Here is a 25,615-nt window from a genome sequence, read left to right as displayed (position 1 = left end):
CCTCCATATAGTAAAATATATATATTTTTCACAAAAACAACATATTGATGATATATAGTGATAACCAATTGTTTCGATCTATATATTGTATATACGTATACATCGGGAGTATGTGACTATTGTCACATTAGCAAGAGCGGCCGACACGAAAAAGCCAGGTATAGAGTAAGGGGCACATCCGTAGATATGCGCCTTACTCTATACCTGGCAATCGAAGTTGTGACAAAAAAATGAATAGGGTCGTCGGTACATTGTGTATGATTTTGGGATATAGATTTTAGAAGGTTTAGAGTAGCTTTTTCAATTGGGACACCCGGCCTTGGGAGATATCGAGCATTTCTGCATACACTTTTTGTGGCAGATTCGGGTGATCCTGAATTAGCTTGCGAAGCTTTTTTACCATTTCACCTTGCTGCACTCTGGATTGCTTGGGCTGCCACGTTGTGTTGTTTTGGATCGGCTGGGTATGTTCTTGAGCCTGGATAGCATCATTGCTTGTGGCATGCACATTTTCATCGGTCTTTAATAATTGAATGCAATCAGCGCAGATAAAGCTGTCCCGAAAATAAGTTAAGTGATCCACCGCGCCGCAAAATTTGCAGGAGACACCCGTGTATTTTCTTAATACAAATCCTTCTTCGTCTACGAAGAATTCAAGCGAATCACCGATATTGATATCCATTGTGGTGCGCATTTCCTTGGGGAGTACAATTCGCCCCAATTGATCCAGGGGCCTTGTCATTCCGGTATTTTTCATCAGCGCTTCCTCCTTCAATGATATATCCTGATTATACCAAAAAATATTATTTTTAGCTTTGTATATTGAAGGTAAAATGCAACTTTTTTTTGTCTTTATGCTGCGATTCTCTTTCATCCAGTATAGGATGTTTTCGGTATTGTTGCCGGGATACTCCTTTTTAGCTATGATATATTAAAACGCTTTCATGTATACCTTTTCATCATATTCTTAAATGGGATAAGGAGATGACGGATATGAGTCATGAAACAACGGATATCGAATATTTATTTCAAGATCCGAAGATTTATCTGGATGAGCGTGTACGGGATCTCGTGTCGCGACTAACCTTGGAGGAAAAGATCGAATCCATGTTGCAATACCAGCCGGCCATTGACCGATTGGGAGTCGCAGCTTACAAGCACGGTACGGAAGCGGCACACGGGATAGCATGGTTGGGTGAGGCGACTTCATTTCCTCAGCCTGTAGGATTGGCATGTACTTGGGATACGGAATTAATGCGTCAAATCGGCTCTGTTATCGCAGATGAGGCACGTGTTTACTATCGTCGTGATCCCCAATTAAACGGTCTGACCCTGTGGGCACCTACGGTGGACATGGAGCGTGACCCGAGATGGGGGCGCAATGAGGAAGCTTACGGCGAAGATCCATATTTGACGGGAGAGCTGTCGAAGGAGTTAGTCAAGGGAATACAGGGGGATCATCCGGTATATTTGAAAGCGGTTGCCACATTGAAACACTTTCTGGGTAACAACAATGAGGTGGACCGGGGAAGCGGCTCCTCCAGTATAGACCCACGAAACCTGCGAGAATATTACCTAAGAGCTTTTGAGAAGCCTTTTATGGAAGGCGGAGCCCAGTCGATGATGACTTCCTACAACTTGATTAATGGAACGCCTGCTACGTTATATCATGGGGTTAACGATATTGTCAGGGACGAATGGGGGATGGACGGCTTTGTCGTAAGTGATGCGGGTGATGTCATGGGGATTGTCAACGATCATCAGTATTACGATTCCCACACGCCAGGTGTGGCCGAATCTATTCGGGCGGGAATTGACAGCATTACAGATGATGCGGAGATCTCCAAGCGGGCGATTCGAGAAGCTTTGGCGCAAGGATCGCTGCAAGAAGAAGACTTGGATCGGGCATTGTTTCATACGTTCCGTGTCCGTTTTCGGTTGGGGGAATTTGATCCGGCTGCAGACAACCCCTATGCCTCGATCGGAGAGGAAGCTCTCATGACAGAGCAAGCCTGTGAATTGTCGTTGCGTGCGGCAAGGGAGCAGATCGTATTGCTTAAAAATGAGCATGAACTCTTGCCTTTGAACCCTGCCCGGTGCGGCAAAGTAGCGGTCATTGGTACCCATGGCAATGAGGTGTACCGCGACTGGTATTCCGGTACGCTGCCCTACCGGGTTACACCGCTGGAGGCGATTCGTGCCAAGCTGGAAGGCGAGGACGAGAAGGAACGCGTCGTGTACCGTGATGGCAATAATCGCGTGATCTTGACGGCGGCGAATGACGGATCGAAGCTCGCAGTTGATTCTTCTGGTGAGATGCGCCTATCCCAGGATGGAGAGCCCACGGTATTGACCATGACGGATTGGGGCTATGGTAGTGTGACGTTACATGATGAGCATCTGGGTACTTACGTGACGAGTGATGAAATAACGCTCCGTGTGACAGCTGATGAAGCGTATGGCTGGTATGTCAAAGAGGTCTTTGGGCTGACTCCTGTTGGACAAGGAGAGCATCTGTGGACGACATGGAATGGCAAACCAGTCATTGCCGGAACAGAGGGCTCATTAAAGGTAGTGGAGGCTGAAAAATCTGCACTTAACGCTGTGGAGTGTAACGCCTCGACAGCCTCGACAGTTTCAGGACAGAGCCATACAACATTCCAGGTAGAGACGGTGTCAGATGGTTTAGCGGAAGCGATAGCCGCTGCGCAAGCGGCAGATACAGCAATTGTATTTGTTGGAAATCACCCGCTCATCAATGGAAAGGAAGAGAATGACCGCCCAGGCTTGGAACTGGCAGCTTCCCAGCAAAGGCTTATCGAGGAAGTGTATCGCGTCAATCCGAATACGATTGTGGTTCTGACGGGTAGCTATCCATTTGCCATTCCTTGGGTTCAGGAGCATATTCCAGCGATCGTATACACGTCTCATGCGGGACAAGAGCATGGTGCGGCAATAGCGGATGTATTATTTGGAGATTATGCGCCAGCGGGGCGTTTGAATATGACCTGGGTTCAAAGCGAGGATCAATTGGGCGACATCAAAGATTACGATATTATTCGCGGTGGTCGTACCTATCAATATTTTGAAGGTGAATCCTTGTATCCATTTGGCCATGGATTGACGTATTCGCCTTTTGAATATAGTGACCTGCGTACAGATGCCCTGAAGGATAGCGTAACATCTAATGCTGCACTGGATGCCGTGGATACGCTCCAGGTGTGGGTAGAGGTGACGAATCGGGGCGTAGCTGCTGGTGAAGAGGTTGTGCAACTCTATGTACGGCCTGGTGCCTCACGAGTAAAGCGACCATTGAAGACATTGTGTGGTTTTCAACGTATTCGCTTAGAGGCAGGTGAGACGCGAACGGTTTCCTTTACGATTCGGATGAAGGATTGGGCGATCTGGGATGTTACGCGGGATTGCTATTGCGTTGAATCGGGTGAATATACACTGCTGGCTGGTGCTTCCTCAGCGGATATCCGATTGGAGCACCCTGTGTACGTTCGAGGCGAAGTCATTCCACCACGCCAAGCCGGACGAAGTATCCGCGCTGAAAACTTCGATGATTGCTCCGACATCGTACTAGATGAAAGCAAGGAGCAAAGGGAGGCCTGCGTACGTCCGCGCACACCTCAACGTTCTGGTTGGATTGCCTTTCATGGCGTAGACATGGATACGGTGAGTGTGGCCGAGCTTCAGTGCCGCGTGTCAGGCAACAGCAGTGATGCCACAATTGAGCTGTGTTTGGATGCACCCGATAGTGAAGCCGTGGCACGTGTGAACGTGGGCAATACAGGAGGGGCGCAAGCATGGGTTACACTCTCCGAAGCGGTACATTCAGTCTCTGGCATACGTGATGTATATCTGTTGTTGAGCGGGGAAGTGCGGTTAGCCCATTTTATTTTGGGCGATCATGCTACAGAGGATTCCGGCTTTCAGGCTTGAACTTACTTCTGACATCACGTACAATGCATTCAACGAAGTTTCTACAGCTTAGGGGTGTCATCTCATTTGAATAGTGAAAAAAGACTACGCACCGCAACGCCCAGATGGCTTGGGGTGGCGGTAAAGGCGCTTGTCTATTTGGAAAAGCACGGAGAACTCTGTGCCAGCGGTTCTATTGCCCGTTCCATTGACTGCGAAGTCACTTTGGTGCGCAGGGTGCTGACGCGACTTGTACAGGCAGATTTGATTGCAGCACGCGAAGGTCGTGAGGGAGGCTATGTGCTTACCCGTTCGGCCGACCATATTACACTTGCCGATATATACCACGCCATTGAAATATGTGATCCAATTTTCCCGGGTATGATGCATGAACCGGAAACCAATCCTTTTTGTGAGGAGTTGGCGATAGCCGTATCCGAAATTTTAGCCGAGAGCGAACGACGTATGCTGGAAGTATGGGGGGCCCATACGCTGGCTTCGCTTGCCAAGCGTACATCACTCGTGGTGGGGAAATGCAATCATAATGAAGATTCAAAATGATAATAGCCGATACGACTCTCAAAAGAGGGTTGTATCGGCTATTTCTATGAAATGGTCATGCCTCAAATTATATTTCATATGAGCAAACCCGGTTACGTCCTGCATTTTTAGCTTCGTATAGTGCTTTATCTGCCTGCTCCAGCAGGGCTGCCCCGGACATATCTTCCCCGGTACCAGGAAAGGTCGTCACGCCGATGGACACCGTGACTTTAAGAACAAGATCGTCCGCTAAACTAAACTCGTGCTGATTTACTCCACTAAGAATCTGATTAGCTATGCGTAGCGCTTGTCGAAAAGCACAATTCGGCAAAAGCACGGTGAATTCTTCCCCCCCGCTGCGGGTGACTACGTCATTAGGACGACATTGATCCATTAAAATCTGTCCAAGCTGGCGCAGCACTGCATCTCCTGCGGCATGTCCGTAGGTATCGTTGACTTCCTTGAAGTGATCAATATCCAACACCAGTACAGATAAATGCTCATGACGTTGGCGAGCTTGAGGGAGCTTCTCTTCCAATGAGAACTCAAGCTGCCTTCTATTGCTTAAATTAGTGAGATGGTCTGTGTAGGAGGTATGCTCCAGACGAAGTAACAGCTCATTGGATGTGTTGATAGATTCAGCAATGAGGTACAGAAGACATCCGCCGACCATGGAAATGAAGAATTGGAGCGGATACACGTGCAGAACATCATCAAGATTTTTCAAATTAATCATAAGGGGACAGAATATAATGCCCAAAGCAAAAACGTTCATAATCATCAGCTTGGGTAAACGTGACCAGGACAGATGTGACAATAAAGCGCACCCCAGGCCAACGAGTATCATAAAAATAGCGCCTACGATGGCTTGAGCGTTAATACCAAACAGCAATAATCTACCTATACATATAAACAGAGTAGCCGTGAGCGCTGCTGGGCCGCCGATGTAAGTGGCGGTAGCTACGATGGCCAGATGACGAAGATCGGCGATCGTATTAAATCCTACTGGAATTGAATAGTACATCATGACAATGCCGTAGCACCCAAAAAGGGCGCCTCCAATCCAATGTATCTTACGCTTCAAGGTGTGCAGACGGATTTTATATCTTTGTGATATGAGGCCGGTTATGTACAAAAAGGTGACAAGGATACAGGTATTTACAAAAAACGTACTGAACAAGATGTTAACCCTCCCGAGAGGCATATTTCTTCATTTTATCAAAAAAACTGACATTAAGCTTGCAAATGAAGAATTTATTGAAATTTATTACGCGGGTACGCTTATAACGTTTCGTTCACGTATTTGGTGCATAACTGGGAATAGATTGAGCATACTCCAAAGATACAAGAATAAGGAAAAATGGGCGGTGTCTATTGCTGCCTTACTGGAGATGAGGTTTGCTCATGATTCGCTATCCCTATCGCAAACATAATAAAAAGTCGGGTGCGGGTAAGAACAATGAAAATTCTCCGCGCTATCTAAAAATAGATACTTGTTTGGAAACCAACTTGCAGCAAATTAAGAAATTGACTTCAGATAGCCCAGACTTTCTGATGCGTCGCTTTAAATTGGGGCTGAGGGCGGATGTTCCCGCCGCTATTGTGTTTCTGGATAGTATGGCTAAAACGGATACGGTGAATGAACTCATCATGAGATCCATGCTTAGCCGCCCATCTGCTGAAGTGGCTGCTGAGGTGGAGAGTGCAGAAGCGCTGTACGCAAGAATACAGAGTCATGCGCTTTTACTGGGAGAAGTGAAGGACTGCGATGATTGGAGTTCCATGATGGAACAACTGTTAATGGGAGACACGATCATCTTATTGGAAGGCTGCGAAAAAGCGATTGCGTGCGGTACGCGTGGGGGAGAGACACGCGCGGTCAGCGAGCCAACAACACAGACAGTCGTCAGAGGACCAAAAGATGGATTTGTAGAATCCCTGTTCACGAATATTTCTCTGGTCCGGCGACGGATTAAAAGCTCCGATCTTACACTGGAGATGTTCCAAGTGGGAAGCACGTCCCTCACGAATGTGGCCATGCTGTACATGAAGAATATTGCAAATCCACGCGTCGTAGATGAGGTTCGTAAACGGGTAGAAAGCATCAATATTGACGCCATATTTGAGTCCGGCATGGTTGAGGAGATGATACAAGAAAATCATTTCACACCATTCCCAACGATCTTTAACACGGAAAGACCTGATACCATCAGCAGCAATATTATGGAGGGCCGAGTGGCACTCATTATAGACGGAAATCCGTTTGTATTGGTGATGCCCACAATATTTGCCCAATTTTTCCAGAATTCTTCGGATTATGAAGAGCGTTACGATATGGCGACTGTTGTTCGGCTCATTAGATATATCAGCTTCATTATTCTTATTCTAGGGCCTTCTCTCTACATTGCCTTAACAACATATCATTATGAAATGATACCAACTCCATTGCTGATCAGCATATTGGCTCAGCGGGAATCCGTTCCTTTTCCGGCATTTCTAGAGGCGTTTATTTTGGAAATCACCTTTGAGATTTTGCGTGAGGCGGGTATTCGAATGCCGCGTGCGGGTGGTCAAACGGTATCTGTTATAGGAGCGCTTGTGTTGGGTCAAGCGGCCGTGGAAGCCGGAATTGTCACCCCGCTGCTCACGATTGTAGTAGCCCTGACGGGGATAGCCAGTTTCGCAATCCCAGCCTACAACATGGCGGTGGCCGGGAGATTGTGCCGATTTATTTTCATGATACTGTCTGCGTTCATGGGTCTATACGGCATTACATTGGGGCTGATTGCGCTAATTGCTCATATGAACAGTCTGAGTTCTTTCGGGGTGCCCTACATGGCGCCTTTCAGCCCTGTTGTGCTGGAGAGTCAAAAGGATGCCGTATTGCGACTCCCGTTCTGGATGATGAGGAAGCGTCCTAAAAGCATTACATCTAAGAACCAGAAACGAATGAAGGATGGAAGTGGGATTTCCTCTTCTGATAAAACTACACCAATGCAGGAGGGGGGCAATCAGGGTGTATCAGGGGAAGAGGAATGAACAAAGTGCAGTAACTTTTAAGAGGAGAATAGGGGGGCTGTGTTTGGTTTTACTACTGTTCGCTCCATTGTTATCCGGTTGCTGGGATTCTGTGGAGTTAAACCAGAGAGCAGTAGTAGCTGGGATAGGGATTGATTTGGTTGGGGAGTCGGACTATGAGGTTTCCCTACAGGTGATCGTGGCAGATGAAATCGCCGGAGCCAAAGCGAGAGGAGATACTCCTGTCGTTTTGTATCGGGAAAAGGGAAAAAATCTGTTTCAAGCGCTCCGCAGAGCCTCACAAAGGGTTCCGAGGATCATTTCTTTGGCGCATACCAAACTGATCGTTATTGGTGAAAAGCTGGCACGGGCTGGAATCGGCGATATGATGGATTCTTTGGAAAGGTCTACAGAAATCCGGCTGCCGGTGAAAATGCTGGTGGCACGCGGTAATACTGGGAAGGATGTACTGGCAATCATGACCGCGATCGGCCGTATTCCCGCCAATGATATTTCAGGAAAGCTGGAAACATCGGAGCGTTTGTATGCCGGGGATTACGCGGTGACTATCGACGATGTGATTCGCAGCATGTCTCATAAGGGTGGCGGTCCTGTGCTGACGGGCATAGGGGTCAATGGGAATTTGGAGCAGGCCGCAAGCAAGAACAATGTGGACAATATTTTACCGAAAGCCATTGTTCATATTAACGGAATGGGGGTGTTCAAAAAGGATCGGCTTGTCCACTGGTTGGAAGATGACCAGGCCATTGGACTGTCTATGATCAACAACAAGGTGAAAAGTGCCCAAACAACACTGAGCTGTGGTAAGAATAGGGAAACCATTGGCATCGAAACCTTGTTTTCTGCAACCAAGATACACACTCGGATGGAGCAAGGAGAGCCTATTTTTGTGATTAACTTAAAACAGACCGGGGCAGTACAGGAAGCCGAGTGCTCGATTAACTTACAAAGTCCGGAGGCGATGAAAAGACTGCAGGAGCAATGGACAGAGGAGACGAAAAAAGTGATCGCTTCAACAGTCAGGGATGTTCAGCGTACCCGCAGCGATGTAATAGGCTTTGGCCTTGCGCTGGAGAGGAGCTATCCCAAACAATGGAAAAGGCTCTCTTCCGATTGGAGCCGTTATTTTGCGGAAAGTACCGTCCGTATTCAAGTGACTTCTGTACTGAAACACACTCAGTCGCGGACTAACCCATATTCCAAGGGTGAATCAGACTAGTGAAAAATAGAACAAGGAGGGAAGGCCATGAAAAAAAGGGTACAGATAGGTGCAAAAGAGATGATCTCTCTTATGGTGTTGTTTGAGATGGGCACATCTATGATGTCTATTCCCGGAAGGAATGCGGGCAAGGATGCATGGATCGCCATCCTCATTTCAGCGATTTTTGGGGCATTGCTTTTTGTATGCTATGGCAGCCTTCACCAACGCTTTCCCAACTTGCTAATGACACAGTACTGCAGGACCCTTTTGGGCAAGAAAGCAGGGAGTGCGCTTGCTTTTTTATATATCGTGTTTTTTCTTTACGGCGGAGCACGGGATCTTCGGGACACGGGGATCCTGATTGCCGACCGGACACTTCAGCATACGCCGTTGACAGTCATTTGTGCCTTAATGATTGGACTTGTAATGTATGTGGTGTATTTGGGAATCGAGGTTGCAGGCCGGACGGCCATCATCATGTTGATTTTGCTGCTACTGCTGGGCCTGGCTACGAATATATTAGTTTTGTTGGCAGGCATTGTAGATGTGGGCAATATATTGCCCATAGCCGAGCATGGCTGGCAGCCGATATGGCAAGTTGTTTATTCGCAAGCTGTGATGCTACCGTACGGCGAGATGGTTACGTTTGCGATGATTCTCCCCACATTAAAAAAAGGCTATCGTGCCAATGGGGTAGGGGTCTCTGCTATATTGCTGGGAGGGCTGCTCCTGTCTATTGTTACACTGTCCAATGTGCTTGCACTGGGGGAAGAGGTGTTCAAACGGGCGACTTACCCGCTGCTCTCGATGATCAGCAAGGTCGAAATATCTGATTTTATCGACAGAGTCGATGTCATCGGCGTTATGAGCGTTATTATATTTGACTTTTTTAAAATTTTCATCTTCTATTATGCCGCGGTTAAAGCCGCAGAGGATGTATTGAGAATGTCTTACCATAAACTGATCCTGCCATTTGGGCTGATCATGTTAGTCTCTTGTGTATTGATGGCACTGAGCTATCAAGATCACCTTCAAACAGGCGAGTTAGTGCTGAAATGGCTGTTTCCGATATTTGCCGTGTTTTTTCCTATCTTGCTGCTAATCGTGTCGTGGCTGAGAAAGACCCGGAATAAAAAAGGAGAGGAAAATGTCTCATGAGTCATCGTCTTGCCGACAAAACATACATCAGTACGGGTCAAATGCTCATTCTGATGTTCCATTTTATTCTGGGAAATGCGGGTTCTTTTTCTGATGACTCTCTTGCGGAGAGGCAGAGGAGGAAGTAGAAACTTTGAGGAAACGTGACCATTGTGAGAAAAGGAAGCGAAATGCGTTTCCTATTTGCTTTTTGCCCACATTTATAAAGAACACTATAAGCATTCCTGCCAGAACGATATATTCTGATGGTCGCATAGTGCGAAAAGCCAATGAAATAGGCTCCCAAGGATGATGAACACCGAAAAGCCATTTTATCGATATACTTGTTCCGAGCATTAGCAGCATAAAGAGCGTGAATATCCACACTATCTTCATAAAATATCCCTCCGATTATAAATAAGCTAAGCATGTACCCTGTATACATTGTGTTGCAAAGCCGTTCAATTTATCCGATACCATTGACTTGAAATAAATTAAGATTTATACTTATTCTAAATTGATCTTTAATATGATTGTAAGTTTGTAATTAATATAATCTGTGTTGGTTAAGGGAGATGCGGTATGAGAACTTTAAATTTAACTTCGCAGCGCCAAGCGGTATATGATGTGGTTCGTGAAGCTCACGATCATCCTACTGCGGCCGATGTTATGAATCGGTTGATGGAGCGCGGATATAATCTGGCCTATGGAACGGTATATAATTCATTGCGTTATTTGACGGATAAGGAATTAATCCGTGAATTGAAGCTGGGGGAAGCTGCGAGTCGCTATGACGGACGGATGGACGATCATCAGCATATTATTTGTCAGGTATGCGGCCGAGTAGATGAAGTGATGAGTGAAGTCCCACATGATTGGATTGACACGGTTGCGCATGAAACGGGGTATAATATTGCCCATGCCCATGTCGTATTCGGAGGAGTGTGTAAGGAATGTCAAAGCAAGCGAATCCGATAACGAATCGTTTTAAAGTGGCTGACATGCCTAGACGGGTGAAGGGCAGTTGGACATCGATGTTAGCTGCTCCCTCTACACCTACGGTGCAGACCGTTCCTTCCAATGAGCCTTTGTATTGTCCAACTACACGTCGTATCATTCTGATCAGTTCGGTACCGGGTGTAGTTCACGGGTTGGTGCGTACGCTGTCAGATGCGTGTTTTGATGTGATGGTTTTCCATCGCTGGGAGCCTGAAGTGCAGCGTCATCTGGGAAGCGATCTCTTGATTTACGATTTGACCGCCACCGAACCACAGAGTAAATTACTGGATATCCGCAATCGTCTTGAGGTAGAACACATGAAAGACACACCGGTTATGTATGTGGTTCAGGATCGGGTGTCTGTACATGCGCATGAACTGCTTCCTTCAGAAGAGGTGCTGGTGTGGCCGCTGGCTTCCAATCATATGGTGCATGATATTGAACGGATGATTGTACGCCATCCTGCCACTTCCCGTCAGGCAGCGCAAGCCAGCCGTCGTACGGTGTTCAAGGACATCTGGATTGACCGAGATAAAATGCTGGTATATAAAGAAGAGAGTCAATTGAATCTGACTAAAACAGAATACGATTTGCTGCTGAAGCTGATTGATGCTCAAGGCAAAGTGATCTCCCGCGAGCAAATGATGCACGATATCTGGGAGACAGATTTTGTAGGCGGCAGCAACGTTGTAGATGTGCATGTCAAAAGTTTGCGCAAGAAGCTGGATGATCGGCCTGCGGAACCTGAATATATTGCAACCGTAAGAGGTGTAGGATACAGATTGGCAGATTGAGCGGAAAGTTATGAATACCGATGAATTTCCGCCGGATGGAGACATTCGGCGGTTTGTATATGATTCCATGAAGAAACTGACATTAGGTGTGACGGTTGACTTTGTCAGGAGATATACACTACAATCGGTAGTGTGAGGTGCTTCTTATGAAACGACTGAATTTTAAAGCTGGCGAAACCGGGCTTAACCGATTTTTCGGACCTCTGGAAGCCAAAATTATGGATATTTTATGGTCCACTTCGGATCGGAGTATCAAAGAAGTGCAGACCGCGTTGGAGGGGGATCGGGACTTTAACTTCAATACGGTAATGACCGTGATGAACCGTTTAGTGGAAAAGGGAATACTGAGTAAGAGTATACGTGGGAGAACGTCTTTATATCGTCCAGTTTTAAGCAGGGAAGAGTTCAGGGATGAGCAATCCAAGGGACTGAGTCACGAATTGGTGGACGAATTTGGTCCGCTTGCTGTCAATCATATGATTGATGCTCTGGAGGTGGCCGATCCGAAGTTGATCGAACGTCTGGAACAAAAAATTAAACAATGGAAAAAGGATATGTAGCGATGTGGAAAACACGTTCTAAATTACTGTTTACAGCAGGCGCCTTGATTTCGGGTTTTGCCCTTATACAGATGGGTATGTACGCCGGGCAGCATGTTTTCGGCTGGAAATTGAATTATAACGTGTTTCAAATTTGCAGAAGTTTGTTGCAGTATTACGGAATCGGCTACATGGTGGATGCGCTCAGCGGGCTGGTTTTCGTTACCTTCGCTATCGCCGGAGGAGAAGCAGTCAGACAGTGTATGGCTACCAGGGCAGCTTTTCGCAGACTGCACCGAATGCGTGACCTGCCGCTGACCGAAGCACTGGGTGAACGATATCGTGAACTCAGGACCGATCGGATATGGGTCATTGATTATGCCAAGCCAGCCGCCTTCACCATGGGATTATGGAAGCCACGTATTGTATTGTCCTCTGCACTATTGTCTGTACTGGACAAACACGAAGAAGAAGCTGTCATATACCATGAAGCCTATCATATGCAACATTATGATCCGTTGAAGACCTGGTTGCTGCAAGTATGTGCTAAACAGCTGTTTTACTTGCCGGTGCTACGTCACATTACCCATCATTATAAGACGGCCCGTGAAATTTTGGCTGATAACGAAGCGATTCATCGAGCGGGTTCACCAGTTGGGATTGGGAGCGCATTGCTCAAGCTTCTGAGTATGACGCCTGCCAATACTCGCCTGGTAAACTCCGCCACTTGTTCCTCGTTTGCAGAAACGTCCATTAACTATCGTATCTCACGTATTTTAGACCCTCAGCAAGAACCTGTCATTCGGATGCCTTGGCGTTCGATTATGTTTTCTAGCTATGTGCTAGTGATGCTGACACTTATGTTCGCACTGGCGCTAATCTAAGTTTGGCAAGATGTTTCCTACAGGTGGCGCTTTTTGCGCTACCGATTCTCAATGTGTAATACACTACATTGTGTAGTTTATTGCGGGGTTTTTATACAATTTAAAAGGAGATGAGCAAATGAATCAAACGCTTATGAATATTGGATTATTGTTGGTACGGATTTTTACAGGGGTTATTTTTATCGTTCACGGTGCACAAAAGTTTCAGGGACTCGACGGAACCTCCGGTTTCTTCCAAAGTATCGGACTCCCTGGTTGGATGGCTCCTGTGGTCGCCACGGTTGAGCTGGTTGGAGGAATTGCACTGGTTCTGGGTATCGGAACACGATTGGCTGGAGCGGCATTGACCATCGTTATGATCGGTGTATTGCTCACTGCTAAAAAAGGACAGCCTTTTGGCTCGATTGAATTTGATCTGCTGATTCTGTTCACCAGCCTTCAGCAAGCGCTTGTCGGTGGACGCTTTCTGGCAGTGGATCAGTTATTTGGCCGTAAAAAGGTTGAAAACAGTAACGTACAGGTCTAAATATTCATATAACCGCGCCCTTAGTCTTATAGGGCGCGTTTTTTGTTTTTCTCCTTTGTGAAATTTTATTGTAAATCATTTGCTACTTTCAACCGATATAACTAACACGGAATGTAATTCAAATATATCGTTTTATGAGCAAAGGGGAAAAAAACATGGGAACAACGCGAAAGAGAAAAACGATATGGACACTCAGGAACAAGCTAAGTTTGGGCTTTTTACTTGTTTTGCTGATTCCGAGCTTAAGTATTTCCATTGCGACCTATAAATCATCATATAATGCTATGGAAAAACAGCTCCACGGCAGTGCGAATCAGGGGGTAGCGACAGCTAACTCAATTATTGAATACGCAATCGCCAGTAAAATTAAAGATGCGAGTTATTTGGCGGAGCGTCTGGACGGCTCGATGATAGATGGTCGAAACAGCCCTTTGATTCAGCCGAAGCTGATCCAATACAAGGGTTTGCATGAAGATGCCACGGATATTTTTGTTGGAACACCGGAGGGGCTGATGATTCGGGGGGTGCCCAAGGAGGATGAAGGGACATTTGATCCTCGCACACGCCCATGGTACATCGAAGCGATGAAGCAGCCCGGTAAGGTTGCAATTACGCCTGTTATCATCAATTCATCGGGTATTCCTGTTGTCGTAGTATCTCAGACGCTTTCCGACAAGTCCGGGGTTATCGGGATTTCTCTAAATCTGGAAAGTGTACGTAAACTGGCCTCCATCAAAGTGGGCCAGGAGGGGTATATCATCATTTTGGATCATACGAAGAAGTTCGTAGTCCATCCTACGGCTAAAGCGGGCTCATCTCCTCAGGAGAATTCGCTTGATACGTTGTATACTGCGCCGAGCGGGAACTTCAACTATATGCATGAAGGTCGCGAGAAATATTTGACCTATGTAACGAATACGGATACCGGCTGGAAAATTGCAGGCACCTTCTATCAATCCGAGATTAGCGATGCCACCGCTGCCATGCGTTATGTAACCATTTTCGTGCTGGCTGCCTCACTGGTGATTGCGCTTATCGCGATTTTCCTGATTACCCGCTCTGTTTTGGTACCGATTCGTAAGCTGCAAAAATCAGCAGAACGAATCAGTGAAGGAGATTTGACGGGCGATTTGGAAACCGGAAAAACGGATGAGGTAGGCGAATTGTCATCTCACTTCCAAACCATGGTCGACAGTTTGCGCACGATGATCCGAAGCGTTCACGAAACGACAGATCGGGTAAGTTCTTCAGCGGAGGAACTGGCTGCGGGTGCAGATCAGACAACCCAAGCGATTGAGCATGTCACCATCGCTATCCAGGAAGTGGCCGTGGGCAGCGAACGTCAGGTGCAGAGCGTTAAGCACGGCTCTGTAAATATGGAGGAGCTTGCTCAGCAAGCAGCGAACGTATCCGAGCGTATGGTGGGCGTATCTGAACATGTGAAGATGAACGCCGAGTCAGCTCAGGAGGGCAGCAAGGCTGCTACGCAGGCTGTACAGAAGATGCATGACATCGATGAGACCGTTAACGATCTCGGACAGGCCATGGACTCCCTCAATGAGCGCTCCGGTGAAATCGTGAATATTATCAGCGTTATATCCGGTATCGCCAAACAGACCAATCTGTTAGCTCTGAATGCGTCCATTGAGGCCGCACGTGCCGGAGATCATGGCAAAGGATTTGCCGTGGTTGCTACGGAGGTGCGTAAGCTGGCTGAGGAATCAGCGAAGTCGGCTACCTTGATCTCGGAGCGCATTGAAGCGATGCAGGTGGATATGAATCATGCTCTGGGCGCTATGCATCGAGCGCGGACACGGGTGACAGAAGGCATTGATTCGGTAACCACGTCTGAGCAATCCTTTGCGGAAATCAGCGAGGCCGTGGAACGAGCTATGGGGCATATCAATGACATTACCGGAGTGACTCAGGAAATGGCACGAGGGACTGTAGGTGTCGTAGATATTATGAGCGATATTGCCCACATTTCGGACGAGGCAGCGAGCAACACCGAGTCCATCTCAGCAGCGGCTGAGCAACAGCTTGCTTCTATCGAGGAGATTGCTTCATCTACAGCGGACCTGAGCCAAATGGCAGAGGAATTGCGCGAACTGGTTGGACGTTTTCAGGTTGAAGGAAAATCCTAAAATGATAAAAAGCGCCCGGATACAGGAGATTGTACTCTGTATCCAGGCGCTTTTTTTAATGTTTTAAGCATAATTTCCGGTTTGTAGGGTTAGAAGTTAACGTTGGAAGGACTTGCGGCGAACCAGACGGAAACGGACATCCCGTGAGCTGTCGGAAGGACGCAGCGAACTTCTCTGAAACATATTGTTCAGAATCAGTGCGAATATGACTAACACTGTCCCATATAGTTCAAAACGGCTAATGGCATAACCTTGGAAGTACATGAGTACCAGCGTGGTAATCGGTACAAAGTTAATAAATAGAATTCCGTTCAGTGGAGATAGCTTTCGGATTCCGGCATTCCAGCTAAGCAGGGCCGCTAACCCTGGAAGCAGGATCATAAAGCTCATTTCGTATTTAACTGACCACACAGCCTGCCAGTCCGGCACCACAATCCAGTTGAAAGCAGAGGCAAATGTGACGACTACGAAGGAGACGAGAGTTCCGAGCAGGCAGGTTAGGGTTGAATACCGAAGAGTAGACCATCCTGCAAAATGGCTGCCTCCCATGGAATATACGACCCATCCGACGACGCCTACGAAAATAAGCAGCAGCGGCAGTAAATGTTGTCCGGCAAGTGTGAAAAAGGTCCATTTTCCGTTCGTGATCACCAGTAAAGCCCCGGCCAGCGCAATCACCATGCTGATTAGTGTATATTTCGGAGGCATTTTACGGGTCATGACCCACACCATCGCAATAGAAATCATCGGCATTAGCACTTCCATTATAGAGGCTACCAGAGTGCCTGCTGCCCCCATCGCGTGCTGTCCCTGGAAAACGGCCATATTATAAATGGTGAATCCCATGGTCCCGAAGAATAACAACGTCTTGCCCTTGCCCTCAAAGCGAAATGCAGTCCTTCCCTCTTTGAGCCACAATAGTACGACTAAAATGAGTGTAACCGATAAATAGCGCAAAAATGAAAAGTACAGTGGATTGATGTGTTGTAATGCAATGTGCGAAACCGGAAACATCGCCCCCCAGGACATACTGGCGATTAGGCATAATAAAGATCCGGTCATGATTTGTCTGTTCATGGTGTGCAAAAGCTCCTCCTTGCCGGTCTCAGCGGACATATCTTATGGACAACATCATAAAGGATGGGAAGCTGTTGGTAAAATGATTGAAAATAAACATTATGATCATTTAAAATGATAATAAGTGACAAGGCGCGTCAATTTTGATGGCCCCTTGCCCTTCACAATAAGGAGGAGCAGTAGTGGATCTGAACGATTTAAACATTTTCCAGACGGTGGCTGCGCATGGCAGTGTCAGCAAGGCTGCAGCCGAGCTTAGCTATGTCCAGTCCAATGTAACGGCCAGAATCAAGCTGCTCGAAAAGGAATTGCAAACGCCTTTATTTAATAGACATAAGCGGGGAATGATCCTCAATGCCGAGGGCAAGCGTCTGCTGCAATATACGAAAAGCATTTTATCGCAATTTGAGGAAATGAAACATGCGTTTCAGAATACCTCTGCACCTTCGGGGATGCTGGAGATTGGCATCGTGGAGACTGTCATTGCCCTTCCGGCCATTTTACATGCTTACTATAGCAAGTACCCGGATGTCGAGTTGTCTCTCAAGGCTGGGGTTACAGAGTCTCTGGTGCAGGAGGTTGCAGAAATGCGGCTGGATGGAGCCTTTGTGACCGGGCCGGTCAAGCATCCGCTCATTGAACAGTTTGATGTATTTCAGGAAAAGCTGGTCCTTGTATCCCAAGGAGATGATTTTTCCGTTGAGGATCTCACGACCCGTCCGCTTCTCTTATATAAAAAAGGCTGCGGCTACCGGGGACGACTGGAAACCTGGCTCAAAATGGAGGGCATTATTCCTAAGCAGATCATGGAGTTTGGGACATTTGAGACGATTATCGGCAGTGTGGCGGCTGGTATAGGAATGACCGTATTTCCTGAATCTTCGATCAGCGGGCTAGTGGCTCAAGGCCATGTGTGCGGTCATGCGATGCCTGAGCCGTACAATGAAGTAACAACGGTGTTTATCCGACGTAAGGAAGCCTTTGTTACCAGTACCTTGCAGTCTTTTATAGATGAGATTATCACTCAGACAGAGGCATAGCTTTATCGATTGGGCTCGGGTACAATGAGAGGGATTTGATCTCATTTTTCTTCCTGAAGGAGGGCTATTATGTTTACAATATATCCGGCGGCTTCCCGATTCAGCTTCGATAAGGGCTGGCTGCGGGGGAGTCACAGCTTTTCATTCGCGGAGTATCAGGATGAGAACAATACAGCGTTTGGTCCTATGCGTGTCTGTAATGACGATGTCATCACACCGGGACGGGGCTTTGGGGCGCATCCGCACAGTGATATGGAGATTGTTTCGATTGTGCTGTATGGGGAACTGCGTCATGAAGACAACCGTGGACATGTAGCAGTGACCCGTTTTGGAGGCATTCAGCGAATGTCAGCGGGCCACGGCATCATTCATACAGAGCACAACGCATCACAAACGGAGGATGTCAGTCTGCTGCAATTGTGGTTTAGCCCGCATACGAGAGGACTGAAACCGTCATATGAGGCCACAGCGTTCAATCCTGAGCGTCTTCACGGTCAGCTTCTGCCTGTCGTTGCCGGAAAACGTGTACCGGGCACAGAGGGTGAAATTGCTGCAATCAACCAGGATTTAACGATTTATTTAAGCAAGCTTCAGCCTGGAGAGCAAGTAGAATTTACACAGGCCGAGGGGCGGCGCGTGTTCCTGTTCGTCATTGAAGGCTCACTGCGTGTGAACGGTGAACATATTCTGCAAGGGCGCGATTCAGCTCGTATTGAGCAGGAGCCAAAGCTAGCACTGGAAGCAGAGGAGTCTGCTTTTTATATGTTGATCGATTTGCCCTAAAAGGAGGTGCGCACATGGCGCAGCAGGAAACATGGCTGATCAAGCATGCCGTCACGGGACGTAGCTTTGCCGACAGCCGCAAGCAGGTTTTCGATTGCCGTTTGGAATCGGTGGATGGCGTGTTTCGCTTCACGCTTCAAGGGCTGCCGCGTGAGACGGCAGAGGCGATTGTGCGTTATAGCGGGGAGTTGAACGTATTTCGTTTTGTATCGCCAGTAGATGATGGAGCCGTGGTGAAGCATTGGTATTACGTCACTCCGGAAAGCGTGGAATATCATGATCAGACAGATGAGCTTAGGTTCAAAGCTGGTTCTGAGATTGAATACCATCCCGAGGAGTATTGGGGAGATTAATCATTCCTTTATCATAAATCTTCAGATATATAATGGATTTTTCGAAGGCCCTGCATCATTGCAGGGTCTTTTTGTTATCCGTTCAACATGTTGAGTTCATTGGATACATAATCCTTTGCAGGCTGGTACATCCTATAGGTCATATTATCTGTTCGGCTCATTCGTAAAGGGGGAATAACGATGAAGAAAGGGCGCTTTCCCAAGTTGCCGAAGCTACCGTGGAGCCGGAGAGCGATTCCAGCCGCAGACCGCAAGACACGAAATTCCAATGTGCCCAAAGGACTGTCTGAGTCTTCGTGGCTGGAACAGCCGCTGCGTAGCAATGTGGAAGACAATTTGATTGCTTTGCGTGACATTTTCAAGGATTGCTCTGATATCGTCTACCGAGAGCTCATGATTTCTCCTGAACGCAAAGGGTTGTTGGCTTATTTTGAAGGTACGGTAAAATCAGAGGATTTGCAGGATCATATCCTGCGACCTGTCATTCTGGGCATGATGCTCAAGGACCCTGAAGTGAACGGCAAATTGGAGCCGCTGGATGAAACTCGCATCTCGATGTCCCAGACCAAAACGATGGACGAATGGAAGATGGTAGCGGCAGCGATACTGGACGGCAATGCCGCCTTGTTCGTAGATGGTACGCCTCGTGCTTATATTTTTAGCGCCAAGGGTGGTGTCCGCCGTGGCGTAGAGGAACCCCAGACGGAAGCGGTTATTCGCGGACCGCGTGAGGGCTTCACTGAGACCCTTCGCGTCAATACGGCACTGTTGCGTTTCAAGTTGAAGACCTCCAAGCTCAAGATGTACAGCATGACCATCGGAACAGAAACTCAAACGAGCGTCGTCCTTACCTATATTGAAGGGATCATAGATCCCAAACTGGTGGAGGATGTAAAAAAAAGGCTCAGCGATATTGAAATTGATGGTGTTCTGGAGACTGGATATATTGAGGAACTGATTGAGGATCATCCGTTTTCTCCGTTTCCGCAAATGGAATATACTGAACGCCCGGATACCGTCACCGCACAATTACTGGAAGGACGTTTTGCCATTTTTGTGGACGGAACGCCTTTTGCCCTGATTGGGCCGGTCACGATGTGGCAGATGATGCAAGCAAGCGAAGACTATTACGAACGTTTTTTCATCAGTAATATGGTGCGCTGGATTCGTTTTCTTTTTCTCATCATGGCTCTCTTTCTGCCCGCATTATATGTAGCGGTTACGACCTATCATCATGATATGCTGCCGACGACACTCATATTGAGTATTGCAGCGGCTCGTGAATCCATCCCTTTTCCAGCACTGGTGGAAGCGTTAATGATGGAAATTTCTTTTGAGGCATTACGTGAAGCAGGGATTCGTCTTCCCAAAACGGTCGGTCAGGCCGTCAGTATCCTTGGCGCACTCGTTATTGGGCAGGCCGCAGTACAGGCAGGGATTGTATCGGCACCCATAGTCATTGTGGTGTCGCTCACAGGTATTGCTTCGTTTACCATTCCACGCTTTAACTTTGCCATCACGGTTCGTCTGCTACGATTTCCAATTATGCTGATGGCGGGATTATTCGGATTGTTTGGGATCATTATTGCGACAACGCTGATTGCTACGCATCTAACCAAGTTAACATCGTTTGGGGTCCCTTATATGAGCGGATATAGCCCGTACAATCATATGGATCAAAAGGATATCGTTGTTCGCGCGCCTTGGTGGAAAATGACTAAACGTCCTTCCTGGATTGGTAAAGACAACAACAAACGAGCGAAGAAAAATATGAATGGATCGCCTAAAACCGAGGAGGGATGGTGATGAAGCCCAAATCGAATACACAGCAAATACGTAAAGTGGCTGTGCTCTGTTGTCTGCTGCTGTGTTCTGTTCTCTTAGGAGGATGCTGGGATCGCCGTGAAGTGAATGATGTGGCCTTTGTGATGGGTACCGGGCTAGACAAGGAGGGCGATCAATACCGGGTAACGATGCAAATTGCTCTGCCCGGACAACTCGGATCTTCGGGCAGTACAGGAGGAGGGGGAGGTACAAGCGGTACGAAATCCTACTACCTGGAGTCCAAAACAGGTCCAAGCTTCCGGGGAGCAAGCACCGAGGAACAGCGCGAGGTTTCACGAACACTGAATTACTCTCATCGACGGGTGCTGCTGTTCGGGGAGACGCTGGCACGGGAAGGGATTAGCAAAATGATGGATGTCATTGCACGTATCCCGCAGAACCGTCTGTCTTCCCTGGTTGTTATCACGAAGGGGTCAGCGATGGAAGTGCTTCAGGCAGATGCTCCGATTGAGCAATATCCAGCGGAAATGGTGCGTGAGCTTAACTTTTCCTATATGAAAAAACCTCGTTCCGTTAAGCTGCTGATCAATTCCGTCCTGCTGGAAGGCATTGACCCGGTGGTGCCGGTGGTGGCTCTGGTGAAGAATGGGCCCTCTAGTCTTAAAGACAAGAAGACGAATATTCAGATCGATGGGCTGGCTGTATTTCGCCAAGACAGGTTAACAGGGATTATTGATAACCACCTCAGTCGGTTTCTGCTTTTGGGTATGGAACAAGCCAAGGAGACAGAAATATTTATCCCCCCTCCCAAAGGTAGAGGCTACATATCTGTACACCTCATCGAAAATAAAGTCCATATCAAGCCCTATATTCAGGGGGATGAGATTCGAATGACCGTTCATATGAACTGCAATGGGAATGTGAAGGAGAATGAGACGGATTTCGATATTTCCAACGAGGAAAATTTGAAGTGGCTGGAACATCAGACAGCCGAGGAAATTAAGAGGGAACTGGGAGAGGGTGTCAAGGTGATCCAGCAAAAGTATCACTCAGACATACTTGGTTTGGGCCGGGCTATTATTACGAGTCACCCGGATGAATGGAAACGGATTAAACCTCAATGGGATCAACTATATCCCAAGGTGGAGGTCACCATTGATCCGATCGTGCATATTGAGAATATTGGTGCGGTCACCAAACCATTTGGAATCAAAAAGGAGCAAATCCAGAATGAATAAAGTATTCCTATTACCTTTATTGCTGGCTATGCTCTTCATGTATCTGATTGATCGCAAAAGTATTAATAGTGCACCTTCCATCAATCGTTGGGTCTCCCGTGTATTGTATGTTATTAGCATTGGTATCTGGATTTACGGAACATCGACGAAGAGTTCCGTTTATGTGGCTACATGGCTTACCCGTTTTATTGACTTGTGGCTCCCCCCTACGTTGTAAATCGTGTATTGGATGCCTGCGGATAAAAGGAGGATGACCTGTATGAAACAGTTCACAACCAGACAAATCGTACTGCTGGGTGTATTGATGGAGGTCGGTATTACCCTTATACATGCTCCGGCGCAGGCAGCGGATCACGCGAATCAGCATGCCTACTGGACCTGTATAATTGCGGCTATCGTGCTATGCTTGCCGATCTGGGCGATGTTGAAACTCAAGCGACGTTTTCCTGACCAGGATCTAATGCAGGCGATGGTGAGCTCTCATCCTGTGCTGGGACGTATGCTGCTTGCAGTCTACCTTATTTTATTCCTGATCATTTTTGCACGGGATTTGAGAATTATCACGGATTTTGTGGAGGTTGTGCTTTTGCCGCTGACTCCGATTGTGGTCACTTCTCTTATTTTACTGTTGACTCTGGTATTTATGGCCAAAGGCGGAATAAGCACCATCGTCAATATGGCGGAGATTTTTGTACCGTTGTTGATTCTGACATTGCTGACCATGCCGCTTTTTTTCGGGCGTAATATGGACTTCTCGGTACTGAGACCTTATTTACATCCGGAAGTAGATGGAGTGATTAAGGGCAGCTGGCGCATGCTGGGATATATGGCTGATATCCTGATGGTTCCCTTTGTGATTTCTGGGAAGAGCTATAATGGGCGTAGTGCGTGGTATGGGCATTTGCTCGGAACCGCATTTCTGACCATGCTGGTGTTGCTGTCGGAGTTGGTTATTGGTGTTCCTATCTTTTCACGGCTGTTTTATCCATCATATGAATTAGTGCGTCAATTGCAGCTGACGGACTTTCTAGATCGGTTCGACTTGTTCGTGGCAGCACTGACCGTACCCACCTTTCTTACGAAGATCGGAATTGATCTGTACGTTACCAGTTTGGCGGTAAAGCGTATGTTCTCCCATGCCTGGGGGAGTCTGATGGTTTGGCCCGTAGGTTTGTTAGGTTATGTCTGTTCGTTTATGCTGTTCTCCAACATCGTGCAGGTTTTTGATTTCAGCCGGGAGTGGACCGCGGTGATGATCATTTTTTTTGTACTTATGCCCTTGGTACTATGGATGTTACTCCGACCCAAATCTAAAGGGAAAGGCGGAGATGATAAGGCATCTAACGGAGAGCGGGATAGCAGTAGTCAGCTAGAAAGCCGGCAGGGAGATAGAACAGGACACACCCACTTATAAGATTACTGTATTCATCGAAAAAGTAATTCTTATTTGTCTTTTACCCCTCTGATTGTATACTTGGTAGAAAGAAATACGACTTCTACTAGGGAGGAAACAGAATGGCACAACGCATGGCAGGTAAGAGAGTCGCTCTTGCTGGTCCCCGTAAAGCAGACGAAATGGCGCTGCTAGTTGTGAAGATGGGAGGGGAGCCAGTACATCGTCCGGCCCAGGGCACTGTTTTTCTAGATGATATCGAGCTGCGCAACGCTGTTGTATCGTGGGTAAAGAACCCTCCGGACTGGTACATCTTCACGACAGGCATGGGGCTGGATGCCCTGTTCGATATGGCAGAGGATATGGGCGTGGCTGAGCAGATTATAGAGTTGCTGCAATCCTCCAACATTGCAGCGCGGGGCTACAAGACGGTCAATGGACTCAAAAAGCGTGGCTTTACGCCAGCAGTACGAGACGAGGACGGAAGTTTGATCGGATTGACAGGAGCTTTCGCCCCATACGATCTGAAGGGGAAGGAAGTGCTGTTGCAACTGCATGGCGATCCAGCCCCACGGTTGGTAAAATGGCTGGACGAGCAGGGGGCAGTGACCCGCCAGGTACTTCCTTATAAGCATATCCCACCTGAGGAAGCAAAATTGCAGGCGTTACTGGAGGATGTTATCCATCGTAATGTTGATGCCGTTACATTCACGAGTGGCCCGCAAATTCGATTTTTGGCCCAATATGCCAGAGAGCAAAATCGAATCGAGGATTTACTGGAAGCTTTTCGTGAGGATGTGATTGCTGTATCCGTAGGGAAGGTGACTGCACAGTCCATTGTGGAAGAAGGGATTGATCGAGTCGTGTTTCCAACCGAAGAGCGCATGGGCGCGATGATGGTGGAGCTGGGCAAATATTTTGAACATAACGATTCGGTGCATGGCTGTGGTCTGAAGATCGTGAATGGTCATTGAAATGAGATCAAAATTATAAATGCAGATGCTAAAAAATGAACTTATATTTCGGGATACAGAGTAAAATAAAGATAAGGGCCTACGAGGTCTTTATCTTTTTTTGTTGGACATGCATCGACAAAGATTGTTGTTATAGCGAAAATGTTTATCTAATATAATGAATAAGTTTCGATGCTACTTAGGACAGGAGCTGAGACGTTAATGAATTCTATTTGTGTATTTGCCGGGTCCAGACCTGGACATTCATCGGTATATGTTGAGGCTGCAGGCAAGCTGGGGGAAGCCATGGCTCGCCATCATATTCGTCTGATCTATGGTGGCTCTAGCAGGGGGCTGATGGGAGAGGTGGCGAATGGAATGCTGGCGGGTAACGGTCAGGTCACTGGCATTATGCCCACCCTATTATTTGATGCAGAGATCATTCATCGGGGAGTTACCGAATTTATTGAGGTAGCAAGCATGCATGAGCGTAAAGCGGCAATGAGCGAGATGGCCGATGCGTTTATCGCCCTTCCGGGTGGCTTGGGAACCTTCGAGGAGCTGTTCGAGGTATTGTGCTGGGCGCAAATTGGCATTCATCGCAAGCCCATTGGGCTGCTGAATGTGAATGGATATTTTGACCCGTTAGTAGAAATGGTGCGTCATAGCGTGCAAGAAGGGTTTACCGGGGCTGAGCATCCAGCGTTATTAAGTATCTCTGCGGACCCGGATGAATTGCTACATATGTTAAAAAATAAAGCAGAGAACTTGAAATAAAGCGTTTTTCGTGCTTGCACAACTGATTGAGGCAAGGTTATGATAAGACCCATAATCAAATAGCGGACAGACAAGGTGCCTTTGCGGTTGAGCAAAGGGTAACAGGGAATCGGGTGCAAATCCCGAGCGGTCCCGCCACTGTAAGGAAGAGGATTTTTTTAAATGGTCACTCGTGAAAAACGGGGAAGACGAAAGAATCTGTTGATGCCAAGCCAGGAGACCTACCTTGATCTGTATGCACCGTTAACCTTCGCGGAGAGGATGGGTGTACGAAATCAGGAAATCAGGCACACGTTGCTTTTTCCATGTTGGCTAGAGGTTTGCGTGGATATGAACGTGCAGCAGCGTTTGAAGCGTAAACAGACAGATGGAAAACAACGGCAGGCTGGAGGAAGACAAATCGTGTCTTCTTACGCTGTTTGTTCGTCTGATGAGAGATACGTACATAGAAACCCCATCCGGGTAGGATGGGGTTTTTTTGAGTTA

Annotated in this window: 24 protein-coding genes and 1 riboswitch; of the genes, 20 read left to right on the top strand and 4 right to left on the bottom strand. The window is 47.4% G+C overall.

Annotation, left to right across the window (positions count from 1 at the left end; translation table 11 throughout):
- Positions 1 to 286: 286 nt before the first annotated feature.
- Positions 287 to 757: an AbrB/MazE/SpoVT family DNA-binding domain-containing protein gene (locus MKX46_RS13665; RefSeq protein WP_341071339.1), complete on the bottom strand. Its 471-nt coding sequence runs from the start codon at positions 755 to 757 to the stop codon at positions 287 to 289.
- A gap of 236 nt (positions 758 to 993) precedes the next feature.
- On the opposite strand from MKX46_RS13665, the gene MKX46_RS13660 reads away from it, so the two are divergent.
- Together MKX46_RS13660 and MKX46_RS13655 are read left to right on the top strand one after the other, a co-directional pair.
- Complete coding sequence (locus tag MKX46_RS13660) at positions 994 to 3,948, top strand: glycoside hydrolase family 3 C-terminal domain-containing protein (RefSeq protein ID WP_341071338.1); 2,955 nt, start codon at positions 994 to 996, stop codon at positions 3,946 to 3,948.
- A 66-nt stretch (positions 3,949 to 4,014) separates the two neighbouring features.
- Complete coding sequence (locus tag MKX46_RS13655; RefSeq protein WP_029518611.1) at positions 4,015 to 4,488, top strand: Rrf2 family transcriptional regulator; 474 nt, start codon at positions 4,015 to 4,017, stop codon at positions 4,486 to 4,488.
- 67 nt (positions 4,489 to 4,555) lie between these two features.
- Here the strand turns inward: MKX46_RS13655 and MKX46_RS13650 are convergent, their stop codons facing one another.
- Positions 4,556 to 5,647 carry a GGDEF domain-containing protein gene (locus tag MKX46_RS13650; protein ID WP_341071337.1) on the bottom strand — a complete coding sequence of 364 codons (1,092 nt, stop codon included), beginning with the start codon at positions 5,645 to 5,647 and terminating at the stop codon, positions 4,556 to 4,558.
- Between the two features lie 224 nt (positions 5,648 to 5,871).
- Here MKX46_RS13650 and MKX46_RS13645 point away from each other — a divergent pair, with 224 nt between their 5' ends.
- From MKX46_RS13645 to MKX46_RS13635, 3 genes are read left to right on the top strand one after another with little or no spacing between them, the layout of a single operon-like run.
- Positions 5,872 to 7,506, top strand: coding sequence for a spore germination protein (locus MKX46_RS13645; protein ID WP_341071336.1), 1,635 nt, complete (start codon positions 5,872 to 5,874; stop codon positions 7,504 to 7,506).
- A gap of 43 nt (positions 7,507 to 7,549) precedes the next feature.
- Complete coding sequence (locus MKX46_RS13640; RefSeq protein ID WP_341071335.1) at positions 7,550 to 8,725, top strand: Ger(x)C family spore germination protein; 1,176 nt, start codon at positions 7,550 to 7,552, stop codon at positions 8,723 to 8,725.
- 27 nt (positions 8,726 to 8,752) lie between these two features.
- Positions 8,753 to 9,865: a GerAB/ArcD/ProY family transporter gene (locus MKX46_RS13635; RefSeq protein WP_341071334.1), complete on the top strand. Its 1,113-nt coding sequence runs from the start codon at positions 8,753 to 8,755 to the stop codon at positions 9,863 to 9,865.
- A gap of 63 nt (positions 9,866 to 9,928) precedes the next feature.
- On the opposite strand, the gene MKX46_RS13630 is transcribed toward MKX46_RS13635, so the two are convergent.
- Complete coding sequence (locus tag MKX46_RS13630) at positions 9,929 to 10,240, bottom strand: hypothetical protein (protein ID WP_341071333.1); 312 nt, start codon at positions 10,238 to 10,240, stop codon at positions 9,929 to 9,931.
- Positions 10,241 to 10,426: 186 nt separating this feature from the next.
- On the opposite strand from MKX46_RS13630, the gene MKX46_RS13625 reads away from it, so the two are divergent.
- The 6 genes from MKX46_RS13625 (at position 10,427) to MKX46_RS13600 (ending at position 15,730) form a co-directional block, all read left to right on the top strand.
- Positions 10,427 to 10,822 carry a Fur family transcriptional regulator gene (locus tag MKX46_RS13625; RefSeq protein ID WP_023990809.1) on the top strand — a complete coding sequence of 132 codons (396 nt, stop codon included), beginning with the start codon at positions 10,427 to 10,429 and terminating at the stop codon, positions 10,820 to 10,822.
- The gene (locus tag MKX46_RS13620; protein WP_341071332.1) at positions 10,798 to 11,637 is read left to right on the top strand and encodes a response regulator transcription factor; all 840 of its coding nucleotides are present in this window, start codon (positions 10,798 to 10,800) and stop codon (positions 11,635 to 11,637) included. The genes MKX46_RS13625 and MKX46_RS13620 overlap by 25 nt, the downstream gene beginning before the upstream one ends.
- A 146-nt stretch (positions 11,638 to 11,783) precedes the next feature.
- Positions 11,784 to 12,197, top strand: coding sequence for a BlaI/MecI/CopY family transcriptional regulator (locus MKX46_RS13615; RefSeq protein ID WP_341071331.1), 414 nt, complete (start codon positions 11,784 to 11,786; stop codon positions 12,195 to 12,197).
- 2 nt (positions 12,198 to 12,199) lie between these two features.
- Complete coding sequence (locus MKX46_RS13610) at positions 12,200 to 13,060, top strand: M56 family metallopeptidase (protein ID WP_341071330.1); 861 nt, start codon at positions 12,200 to 12,202, stop codon at positions 13,058 to 13,060.
- A gap of 118 nt (positions 13,061 to 13,178) precedes the next feature.
- Positions 13,179 to 13,586, top strand: coding sequence for a DoxX family protein (locus tag MKX46_RS13605; RefSeq protein WP_069012095.1), 408 nt, complete (start codon positions 13,179 to 13,181; stop codon positions 13,584 to 13,586).
- A 155-nt stretch (positions 13,587 to 13,741) separates the two neighbouring features.
- Positions 13,742 to 15,730 (top strand): methyl-accepting chemotaxis protein, encoded by a 1,989-nt coding sequence (locus MKX46_RS13600; RefSeq protein ID WP_341071329.1) that lies wholly within the window; start codon positions 13,742 to 13,744, stop codon positions 15,728 to 15,730.
- A 96-nt stretch (positions 15,731 to 15,826) separates the two neighbouring features.
- Here MKX46_RS13600 and MKX46_RS13595 read toward each other — a convergent pair whose 3' ends face one another.
- Positions 15,827 to 16,807, bottom strand: coding sequence for a DMT family transporter (locus MKX46_RS13595; protein WP_341071328.1), 981 nt, complete (start codon positions 16,805 to 16,807; stop codon positions 15,827 to 15,829).
- Positions 16,808 to 16,989: 182 nt separating this feature from the next.
- Between MKX46_RS13595 and MKX46_RS13590 the strand changes: the two genes are divergently transcribed.
- The 9 genes from MKX46_RS13590 to MKX46_RS13550 all read left to right on the top strand — a co-directional run bounded on the left by MKX46_RS13590 (position 16,990) and on the right by MKX46_RS13550 (position 25,129).
- On the top strand, positions 16,990 to 17,847 hold the full coding sequence (locus tag MKX46_RS13590) for a LysR family transcriptional regulator (protein WP_341071327.1): 858 nt from the start codon (positions 16,990 to 16,992) through the stop codon (positions 17,845 to 17,847).
- A gap of 69 nt (positions 17,848 to 17,916) precedes the next feature.
- Positions 17,917 to 18,630, top strand: a complete 714-nt coding sequence (locus MKX46_RS13585) for a pirin family protein (RefSeq protein WP_069012100.1) — start codon at positions 17,917 to 17,919, stop codon at positions 18,628 to 18,630.
- Between the two features lie 14 nt (positions 18,631 to 18,644).
- Complete coding sequence (locus MKX46_RS13580; RefSeq protein WP_341071326.1) at positions 18,645 to 18,983, top strand: hypothetical protein; 339 nt, start codon at positions 18,645 to 18,647, stop codon at positions 18,981 to 18,983.
- 180 nt (positions 18,984 to 19,163) lie between these two features.
- Entirely contained in the window at positions 19,164 to 20,789 is a 1,626-nt protein-coding gene (locus MKX46_RS13575; RefSeq protein WP_341071325.1) for a spore germination protein, read from the top strand.
- Positions 20,789 to 22,006, top strand: a complete 1,218-nt coding sequence (locus MKX46_RS13570; protein ID WP_341071324.1) for a Ger(x)C family spore germination protein — start codon at positions 20,789 to 20,791, stop codon at positions 22,004 to 22,006. The genes MKX46_RS13575 and MKX46_RS13570 overlap by 1 nt, the downstream gene beginning before the upstream one ends.
- A complete protein-coding gene (locus MKX46_RS13565) occupies positions 21,999 to 22,223 on the top strand; it encodes a hypothetical protein (protein ID WP_250240686.1) in 225 nt (74 codons plus the stop codon). The genes MKX46_RS13570 and MKX46_RS13565 overlap by 8 nt, the downstream gene beginning before the upstream one ends.
- Positions 22,224 to 22,265: 42 nt before the next feature.
- Positions 22,266 to 23,420, top strand: coding sequence for a GerAB/ArcD/ProY family transporter (locus MKX46_RS13560; RefSeq protein WP_341071323.1), 1,155 nt, complete (start codon positions 22,266 to 22,268; stop codon positions 23,418 to 23,420).
- A 101-nt stretch (positions 23,421 to 23,521) separates the two neighbouring features.
- Entirely contained in the window at positions 23,522 to 24,373 is an 852-nt protein-coding gene (locus MKX46_RS13555; RefSeq protein ID WP_029518594.1) for a uroporphyrinogen-III synthase, read from the top strand.
- 201 nt (positions 24,374 to 24,574) lie between these two features.
- Positions 24,575 to 25,129, top strand: a complete 555-nt coding sequence (locus MKX46_RS13550) for an LOG family protein (RefSeq protein ID WP_341071321.1) — start codon at positions 24,575 to 24,577, stop codon at positions 25,127 to 25,129.
- A 57-nt stretch (positions 25,130 to 25,186) separates the two neighbouring features.
- Positions 25,187 to 25,372: riboswitch (cobalamin riboswitch) on the top strand.
- Positions 25,373 to 25,615: the final 243 nt, after the last annotated feature.

Source organism: Paenibacillus sp. FSL P4-0113 (assembly GCF_038009305.1).
Classification (GTDB): Bacteria; Bacillota; Bacilli; order Paenibacillales; family Paenibacillaceae; genus Paenibacillus; species Paenibacillus polymyxa_D.
Note: the sequence above shows the minus strand (reverse complement) of the source record. Positions and strands in the feature narration are given on the sequence as shown.

What these genes read in the sequence shown, in the direction of transcription:
- MKX46_RS13665 (WP_341071339.1), bottom strand. Translation starts at nt 757, where the DNA reads ATGAAAAATACCGGAATGACAAGGCCCCTGGATCAATTGGGGCGAATT.
- MKX46_RS13660 (WP_341071338.1), top strand. Translation starts at nt 994, where the DNA reads ATGAGTCATGAAACAACGGATATCGAATATTTATTTCAAGATCCGAAG.
- MKX46_RS13645 (WP_341071336.1), top strand. Translation starts at nt 5,872, where the DNA reads ATGATTCGCTATCCCTATCGCAAACATAATAAAAAGTCGGGTGCGGGT.
- MKX46_RS13635 (WP_341071334.1), top strand. Translation starts at nt 8,753, where the DNA reads ATGAAAAAAAGGGTACAGATAGGTGCAAAAGAGATGATCTCTCTTATG.
- MKX46_RS13630 (WP_341071333.1), bottom strand. Translation starts at nt 10,240, where the DNA reads ATGAAGATAGTGTGGATATTCACGCTCTTTATGCTGCTAATGCTCGGA.
- MKX46_RS13625 (WP_023990809.1), top strand. Translation starts at nt 10,427, where the DNA reads ATGAGAACTTTAAATTTAACTTCGCAGCGCCAAGCGGTATATGATGTG.
- MKX46_RS13620 (WP_341071332.1), top strand. Translation starts at nt 10,798, where the DNA reads ATGTCAAAGCAAGCGAATCCGATAACGAATCGTTTTAAAGTGGCTGAC.
- MKX46_RS13615 (WP_341071331.1), top strand. Translation starts at nt 11,784, where the DNA reads ATGAAACGACTGAATTTTAAAGCTGGCGAAACCGGGCTTAACCGATTT.
- MKX46_RS13610 (WP_341071330.1), top strand. Translation starts at nt 12,200, where the DNA reads ATGTGGAAAACACGTTCTAAATTACTGTTTACAGCAGGCGCCTTGATT.
- MKX46_RS13605 (WP_069012095.1), top strand. Translation starts at nt 13,179, where the DNA reads ATGAATCAAACGCTTATGAATATTGGATTATTGTTGGTACGGATTTTT.
- MKX46_RS13600 (WP_341071329.1), top strand. Translation starts at nt 13,742, where the DNA reads ATGGGAACAACGCGAAAGAGAAAAACGATATGGACACTCAGGAACAAG.
- MKX46_RS13595 (WP_341071328.1), bottom strand. Translation starts at nt 16,807, where the DNA reads ATGAACAGACAAATCATGACCGGATCTTTATTATGCCTAATCGCCAGT.
- MKX46_RS13585 (WP_069012100.1), top strand. Translation starts at nt 17,917, where the DNA reads ATGTTTACAATATATCCGGCGGCTTCCCGATTCAGCTTCGATAAGGGC.
- MKX46_RS13580 (WP_341071326.1), top strand. Translation starts at nt 18,645, where the DNA reads ATGGCGCAGCAGGAAACATGGCTGATCAAGCATGCCGTCACGGGACGT.
- MKX46_RS13575 (WP_341071325.1), top strand. Translation starts at nt 19,164, where the DNA reads ATGAAGAAAGGGCGCTTTCCCAAGTTGCCGAAGCTACCGTGGAGCCGG.
- MKX46_RS13570 (WP_341071324.1), top strand. Translation starts at nt 20,789, where the DNA reads ATGAAGCCCAAATCGAATACACAGCAAATACGTAAAGTGGCTGTGCTC.
- MKX46_RS13565 (WP_250240686.1), top strand. Translation starts at nt 21,999, where the DNA reads ATGAATAAAGTATTCCTATTACCTTTATTGCTGGCTATGCTCTTCATG.
- MKX46_RS13560 (WP_341071323.1), top strand. Translation starts at nt 22,266, where the DNA reads ATGAAACAGTTCACAACCAGACAAATCGTACTGCTGGGTGTATTGATG.
- MKX46_RS13555 (WP_029518594.1), top strand. Translation starts at nt 23,522, where the DNA reads ATGGCACAACGCATGGCAGGTAAGAGAGTCGCTCTTGCTGGTCCCCGT.
- MKX46_RS13550 (WP_341071321.1), top strand. Translation starts at nt 24,575, where the DNA reads ATGAATTCTATTTGTGTATTTGCCGGGTCCAGACCTGGACATTCATCG.